The 6,260-nt window shown below is 53.7% G+C and carries 7 protein-coding genes; all 7 read right to left on the bottom strand.

The window, feature by feature from the left end; all coding sequences use genetic code 11:
• Positions 1–416: 416 nt before the first annotated feature.
• Positions 417–959, bottom strand: coding sequence for a D-glycero-beta-D-manno-heptose 1,7-bisphosphate 7-phosphatase (gmhB, locus tag GWQ22_RS02580; protein ID WP_275929378.1), 543 nt, complete (start codon positions 957–959; stop codon positions 417–419).
• A 112-nt stretch (positions 960–1,071) separates the two neighbouring features.
• Positions 1,072–2,256: an elongation factor Tu gene (gene tuf, locus GWQ22_RS02575; protein WP_033135315.1), complete on the bottom strand. Its 1,185-nt coding sequence runs from the start codon at positions 2,254–2,256 to the stop codon at positions 1,072–1,074.
• A 54-nt stretch (positions 2,257–2,310) separates the two neighbouring features.
• Positions 2,311–4,416 (bottom strand): elongation factor G, encoded by a 2,106-nt coding sequence (gene fusA, locus GWQ22_RS02570; protein WP_042036022.1) that lies wholly within the window; start codon positions 4,414–4,416, stop codon positions 2,311–2,313.
• Positions 4,417–4,490: 74 nt separating this feature from the next.
• Positions 4,491–4,961, bottom strand: a complete 471-nt coding sequence (rpsG, locus tag GWQ22_RS02565; RefSeq protein ID WP_005318583.1) for a 30S ribosomal protein S7 — start codon at positions 4,959–4,961, stop codon at positions 4,491–4,493.
• Between the two features lie 93 nt (positions 4,962–5,054).
• A complete protein-coding gene (gene rpsL, locus GWQ22_RS02560) occupies positions 5,055–5,429 on the bottom strand; it encodes a 30S ribosomal protein S12 (RefSeq protein ID WP_005306278.1) in 375 nt (124 codons plus the stop codon).
• A gap of 183 nt (positions 5,430–5,612) precedes the next feature.
• A complete protein-coding gene (tusB, locus tag GWQ22_RS02555; RefSeq protein WP_042036020.1) occupies positions 5,613–5,891 on the bottom strand; it encodes a sulfurtransferase complex subunit TusB in 279 nt (92 codons plus the stop codon).
• A 7-nt stretch (positions 5,892–5,898) separates the two neighbouring features.
• The gene (tusC, locus tag GWQ22_RS02550; protein WP_108536016.1) at positions 5,899–6,255 is read right to left on the bottom strand and encodes a sulfurtransferase complex subunit TusC; all 357 of its coding nucleotides are present in this window, start codon (positions 6,253–6,255) and stop codon (positions 5,899–5,901) included.
• Positions 6,256–6,260 lie beyond the last annotated feature (5 nt).

Here is a 6,260-nt window from a genome sequence, read left to right as displayed (position 1 = left end):
TTCATTACCGAGGCAATGAACTTCAGCGGCTCAATGAATTGCTGAAATAAACTGTTCGACTTCTTATTGCTAAGAAATCGTCTTGGTCACTTCACCAGACATTGAAAATCAACAAAATTGTTTGATGTTCGATGCTGTGAGTGCCCACACAGATTGCTTGATTCAAATTGTTAAAGAGCGACGCAACAGTGTGTTGCTGCGGGAGTGGAATTCTACTCAACCGCCTTCTCGAGTCAAGCCTTATTTTCAAAGGCTTTTCGAGGCACCGACTGGCTTAACTGCGTTGCCGCTTGCCCTGTCGATGGAGGCGCATTATAGGGAACAGATTCTTTCTGGCAAGCTGATAATTGCAAAAAGATGGCTTTTACCAACCGTTTGCTCACAAAGCCATCAATGCGCGTATTAAGCGAACGAAATCAGCCCGCGACAGGCACTGACACGGCGAAATCGTGCAGGTTGTCGTAGATGGCATCCGCCAAAGCAATGCCGGCGTCAGTCACCGGTTTACCAGTACGCACCATGACTTTATGACCCACCTTGGCACTGGCTGCCGCTTTCAGGTCAGAAGGTTTGTCGCCCACCATGTAGGATCGACTCATGTCGATGCCCAGCTCCTGTTGCGCCAACAGCAGCATACCTGGTTCAGGTTTGCGACAGTCGCAAGGGGCGCTGTGATCCGGGTGATGTGGACAGAAATAGATACCATCGAGATCCACATCCCGATCAGCCAGTGACCAGTCCATCCATTCAGTCAGGTTCATGAAGTCGTCCTCACTAAAATAGTCGCGGGCGATACCAGACTGGTTAGTGACGACGATCAACAGATAGCCTTTCTTCTTCAGCAGCTGCATGGCTTCGATAACACCAGGCAGGAAATGGAAGTCGTCTACCTGACTGACATAACCGGTGTCTTCGTTGATAACACCGTCACGGTCCAGAAAAATGGCGGGCTTGCTCACTGGGGACTACCTCAATAAATGATTTTGCAAAGTATCTCATAGGGCACAAGACCCAAAAAGAAAAAGGGGCGGCCGAAGCCACCCCTTTTCATGTTTGTATATAACGAATCGATTAAGCGATTACGCTAGCTACAACACCGGCACCTACGGTACGGCCACCTTCACGGATAGCGAAACGCAGACCGTCGTCCATTGCGATCGGGGCAATCAGGGTAACAACCATTTTGATGTTGTCGCCCGGCATTACCATCTCTACGCCTTCCGGCAGTTCGATGGTACCGGTCACGTCGGTAGTGCGGAAGTAGAACTGCGGACGGTAGCCTTTGAAGAACGGGGTATGACGACCACCTTCTTCTTTGGACAGTACGTACACTTCAGATTCGAACTTGGTGTGCGGCTTGATTGAGCCCGGCTTGGCCAGTACTTGACCACGCTCGACGTCTTCACGCTTCACGCCACGCAGCAGTGCGCCGATGTTCTCGCCTGCACGACCTTCGTCCAGCAGCTTACGGAACATTTCAACACCGGTACAGGTGGTAGAAACGGTATCTTTGATACCAACGATTTCTACGGTCTCACCGACTTTAACGATACCGCGCTCTACACGACCGGTAACTACGGTACCACGGCCAGCGATAGAGAATACGTCTTCGATAGGCATCAGGAACGGCAGGTCGATCGCGCGCTCCGGCTCCGGGATGTAGGTATCCAGGTGGCCAGCCAGCTCGATGATCTTCTCTTCCCATGCAGCGTCGCCTTCCAGCGCTTTCAGCGCGGAACCGCGTACTACCGGCAGGTCATCACCCGGGAAGTCATACTCGGTCAGCAGTTCACGAACTTCCATCTCGACCAGTTCGAGCAGCTCTTCGTCATCTACCATGTCGCACTTGTTCATGAACACGATCATGTACGGGATACCAACCTGGCGACCCAGCAGGATGTGCTCACGAGTTTGCGGCATCGGGCCGTCGGTCGCAGCAACTACCAGGATCGCGCCGTCCATCTGGGCAGCACCGGTGATCATGTTTTTAACGTAGTCGGCGTGACCCGGGCAATCTACGTGGGCGTAGTGACGGGTAGCGGTGTCGTATTCTACGTGGGAGGTGTTGATGGTGATACCACGCTCACGCTCTTCCGGTGCCTTGTCGATCTGGTCGAAGGCGAAAGCTTTACCACCGAAGTGCTTGGCCAGCACGTTGGTGATGGCGGCGGTCAGGGTGGTTTTACCGTGGTCAACGTGGCCGATGGTGCCGACGTTTACGTGCGGTTTATTACGCTCAAATTTTTCTTTAGACACGACGTAGTCCTTCTAGGTTAAACCCGCCTACCGTCGTAGGCGGGGAATCATAAATTACTTGGATTTGCGCTCTTCGATGACTGCCTGAGCCACGTTGTTCGGGGCGTCGGAGTACTTAGCGAATTCCATTGCGTAGGAAGCACGACCTTGGGTAGCGGAACGCAGTGCGGTCGCATAACCGAACATCTCGGCCAGCGGCACCAGGGCACGTACGATCTTGCCGGACGGGCCGTCTTCCATACCTTCGATCAGGCCACGACGACGGTTCAGGTCACCGATAACGTCGCCCATGTAATCTTCCGGAGTCTCGACTTCGACCTTCATGATCGGCTCGAGCAGTACCGGATTGGCTTTCATGTAACCAGACTTGAAGGCCATGGAAGCAGCGATTTTGAACGCCAGTTCGGAGGAGTCGACATCATGGTAAGAACCGTAGTGCAGACGCACACCCAGATCCATTACCGGATAACCTGCCAGCGGGCCGGATTTCAGCTGCTCACGGATACCCTTGTCAACACCCGGGATGTATTCACCAGGAATCACGCCGCCTTTGATGTCGTTAACGAACTCATAGGCTTTGCCGGCTTCCAGCGGGTACATGTCGATGATGACGTGACCATACTGACCACGACCACCAGACTGCTTGGCGTGCTTGCCTTCGATATCCTTGACGGTTTCACGAATGGTTTCACGGTAGGCAACCTGCGGCTTACCTACGTTCGCTTCAACCTTGAACTCGCGACGCATACGGTCAACGATGATGTCCAGGTGCAGCTCACCCATACCGGCGATGATGGTTTGGCCAGATTCTTCGTCAGTCCATACGCGGAAAGACGGATCTTCCTGCGCCAGACGGCCGAGTGCCAGACCCATCTTCTCTTGGTCAGCCTTGGTTTTCGGCTCAACCGCGATGGAGATTACCGGCTCCGGGAATTCCATACGCTCGAGGATGATCGGTGATTTTTCGTCACACAGGGTGTCACCAGTGGTCACATCTTTCAGACCGATGGCAGCAGCGATATCGCCTGCGCGAACTTCTTTGATCTCTTCACGCTTGTTGGCGTGCATCTGAACGATACGGCCAAAACGCTCGCGCTTCTCTTTGACAGAGTTCAGCACTGAGTCACCGGAGTTAACTACGCCGGAGTACACGCGGAAGAAGGTCAGGTTGCCCACGAACGGGTCGGTGGCAATCTTGAATGCCAGAGCAGCAAACGGCTCTTCATCAGAAGCATGGCGCTCGTCTTTGGTGACGCCGTCCAGCTTCAGGCCGTCGATGGCAGCTACGTCGGTCGGTGCCGGCAGATAGTCAACCACGGCATCCAGCATGGCCTGTACGCCCTTGTTCTTGAACGCGGAGCCACAGGTAACCAGGATGATTTCGTTGTTCAGAACGCGCAGACGAAGAGCTTTCTTGATCTCTTCTTCAGTCAGTTCTTCACCACCCAGGTATTTTTCCATCAGATCTTCAGACGCTTCAGCAGCGGCTTCGACCAGGGTCATGCGCATTTCTTGCGCCTGTTCCAGCAGCTCGGCCGGGATCTCTTCGTAATCGAAGGATACGCCCTGATCAGCTTCGCTCCAGTTGATGGCTTTCATCTTGACCAGATCGATAACGCCCTTGAAGTTCTCTTCTGCACCGATGTTCAGTTGCAGCGGAACCGGGTTACCTTTCAGGCGGGTCTTGATGTGCTCAACGCAGCGCAGATAGTTGGCACCGGTACGGTCCATCTTGTTGACGAACGCGATACGGGGAACCTTGTACTTGTTAGCCTGGCGCCATACGGTCTCAGACTGTGGCTGTACGCCACCTACGGCACAGTACACCATCACGGCGCCGTCCAGAACACGCATTGAACGCTCTACTTCGATAGTAAAGTCAACGTGGCCGGGGGTATCGATGATGTTGATACGGTGCGGTTGGAACTGTTTACCCATGCCAGACCAGAAAGCGGTGGTCGCGGCGGAGGTGATGGTGATACCACGCTCTTGTTCCTGTTCCATCCAGTCCATGGTGGCGGCGCCATCGTGAACTTCACCGATCTTGTGACTTACACCGGTGTAAAACAGAACGCGCTCGGTAGTAGTAGTCTTACCGGCGTCAATGTGAGCGGAGATACCGATATTACGATAACGCTCAATGGGGGTTGTACGAGCCATTGTCATCCTCTTACTAGGAGCGGACCCCTAGATAACTGAAGGTGCGCAGAGCCAAGAGACCCTGCGCAAGCGGATTACCAGCGGAAGTGAGCGAAGGCTTTGTTCGCTTCAGCCATACGGTGAACGTCTTCACGTTTCTTGACAGACGAACCCTTATTGTCAGCGGCATCCAGCAGCTCGCCAGCCAAACGCTGAGCCATTGATTTTTCACCACGTTTACGAGCGGCGTCAACCAACCAGCGCATTGCCAGGGCATTGCGACGGACCGGACGAACTTCTACCGGCACCTGATAGGTTGCACCACCGACACGACGAGATTTAACCTCGACGGCCGGACGAATGTTGTCCAGGGCTTCTTCGAATACGGCCAGGTGATCTTTGCCAGATTTGGTGGCAATGATGTCCAGCGCGCCATATACGATGGCTTCGGAAACAGATTTCTTACCGTCAACCATTACTACGTTGACAAATTTAGCCAGCAGCTCTGATCCGAACTTGGGATCCGGCAGGATTTTACGCTGACCAACAACACGACGTCTTGGCATTTCAAATTCTCCGTAACTTCAGGGGTTACCCAAAACTAGAAAGTTATCTAACTAGAAACGAATTAACGTTTGGCCTTACTTAACGGAGAACCATTAAGCTTTCGGACGCTTCACGCCATACTTGGAGCGAGCCTGCTTACGGTCTTTAACACCGGCACAGTCCAACGCACCACGAACGGTGTGGTAACGAACACCTGGCAAATCCTTGACACGACCGCCACGGATCAGCACCACGGAGTGCTCTTGCAGGTTGTGACCTTCACCACCGATATAGGAGGTGACTTCGAAGCCGTTGGTCAGACGTACACGGCATACTTTACGCAGTGCAGAGTTAGGCTTCTTCGGGGTGGTGGTGTATACACGGGTGCACACGCCACGCTTCTGAGGGCACGCTTCCAGCGCAGGCACGTTGCTTTTCACAACGAGCTTGATGCGTGGCTTGCGAACCAACTGGTTAATAGTTGCCATCAAAAGGCTCCTGATAATGACTTCATAAACATGTGAAAAATCCTCCCCGCAGATACGGGGACGCGAAATTTTATGCCCTGTTGTCAAGGGAGTCAAGATTTATACAATCTGTGCCGCAAAAGGGCACAATGCTTCCCCTGTCAATAGTCATAACTAACTGAACTTCATCGATAAAAATGGATGCTAGCCACCCCAGGTCTGCGGTGACCCGTTCTCCGCGATCAATGCGACCAGGCCGGCCATATCCAGATCCATCCCGATCCTGTGCTGCAATCCCCTTGCCTGCAAGTCTTCTCGCATCACATAGAGCGGAATACCCGCCAGTCGCTCACCCCATTGCGGAACCGTGGCAGCGATAACAGCATCCTGCATTAGTACCAGCAGATCATCCGGCTGGCGATAGCAGAGCGCCTGTTCCAGATCCCGGCTCAAGAAGGGAGAGGTCAATATCAGCTGTATCATGATCACCTCAGAAACAGATGTGAGTCGTGCAGTGGTCCCACTGGTGGCGGATGTCGGCACGAGAGAGGCACTCGACGGGGATCAGCAGGTCATCCACCGTCAGACCGCGTTCGGTCAGTGAGTCGGCACACACATAGACCTCCTCGATGTCGTACAGCTCCAGTAGCTTGAAAGTCGGTGCATAGTGGCGCTGCAAGATGGTTTGAGGCTGTTGCTCCCTGACCAGTTGCAAGACACCGTCACCGACGAGGAACAGAGCCAACGACTCGGTCAGTGCCGAGGTCGCCAGCAAGGCATCCAGTCCTTCCCGTCCGGCGGACGTGCCATGAGGGCCGCGACGACACATAAAGGCTATCTTGTTCATCTCTC

The organism is Aeromonas sp. 1HA1, from assembly GCF_029237385.1.
GTDB classification, from domain to species: domain Bacteria; phylum Pseudomonadota; class Gammaproteobacteria; order Enterobacterales; family Aeromonadaceae; genus Aeromonas; species Aeromonas popoffii.
The sequence above is the reverse complement of the archived record's forward strand: the minus strand, read 5'-3'. Positions and strand labels throughout refer to the sequence as shown.

Coding starts and splice junctions, on each gene's coding strand:
- fusA (WP_042036022.1), bottom strand. CDS start 4,416: ATGGCTCGTACAACCCCCATTGAGCGTTATCGTAATATCGGTATCTCC.
- rpsG (WP_005318583.1), bottom strand. CDS start 4,961: ATGCCAAGACGTCGTGTTGTTGGTCAGCGTAAAATCCTGCCGGATCCC.
- rpsL (WP_005306278.1), bottom strand. CDS start 5,429: ATGGCAACTATTAACCAGTTGGTTCGCAAGCCACGCATCAAGCTCGTT.
- tusB (WP_042036020.1), bottom strand. CDS start 5,891: ATGATACAGCTGATATTGACCTCTCCCTTCTTGAGCCGGGATCTGGAA.
- tusC (WP_108536016.1), bottom strand. CDS start 6,255: ATGAACAAGATAGCCTTTATGTGTCGTCGCGGCCCTCATGGCACGTCC.